1 protein-coding gene is annotated in these 504 nt (G+C 64.9%); it reads right to left on the bottom strand.

Going from position 1 to position 504, the window contains the following annotated elements; all coding sequences use genetic code 11:
- A partial coding sequence (locus tag IB249_RS30300) for a cbb3-type cytochrome c oxidase subunit I (protein WP_192309935.1) occupies positions 1–504 on the bottom strand: 504 nt, incomplete at both ends.

Genomic DNA, 504 nt, shown 5'->3' on the forward strand with positions numbered 1-504 from the left:
TGCCGATGGTCGCGAGCCAGAAGTGCAGGTTGATCAGCGGGGTGCTGTGCATCTGCTCGCGCCCGAAGACTTTGGGCACCATGTGGTAGGTGGCGCCGAAGGTGATCATCGCCACCCAGCCCAGGGCTCCGGCGTGCACGTGGCCGATGGTCCAGTCGGTGTAGTGGGAGAGGGCGTTGACAGTCTTGATCGCCATCATCGGCCCTTCGAAGGTCGACATGCCGTAGAACGCCAGGGACAGCACCAGGAAGCGCAGGATCGGGTCGCTGCGCAGCTTATGCCAGGCGCCCGAGAGGGTCATCATGCCGTTGATCATGCCGCCCCAGCTGGGGGCCAGGAGGATCAGCGACATCGCCATGCCCAGCGACTGCGCCCAATCGGGCAGGGCGGTGTAGTGCAGGTGGTGCGGCCCGGCCCAGATGTACAGGGTGATCAGCGCCCAGAAGTGCACGATGGACAGGCGATAGGAGTACACCGGCCGGCCGACTTGCTTGGGCACGAAGT

It is taken from the genome of Pseudomonas sp. PDM04 (assembly GCF_014851765.1).
Classification (GTDB): Bacteria; Pseudomonadota; Gammaproteobacteria; order Pseudomonadales; family Pseudomonadaceae; genus Aquipseudomonas.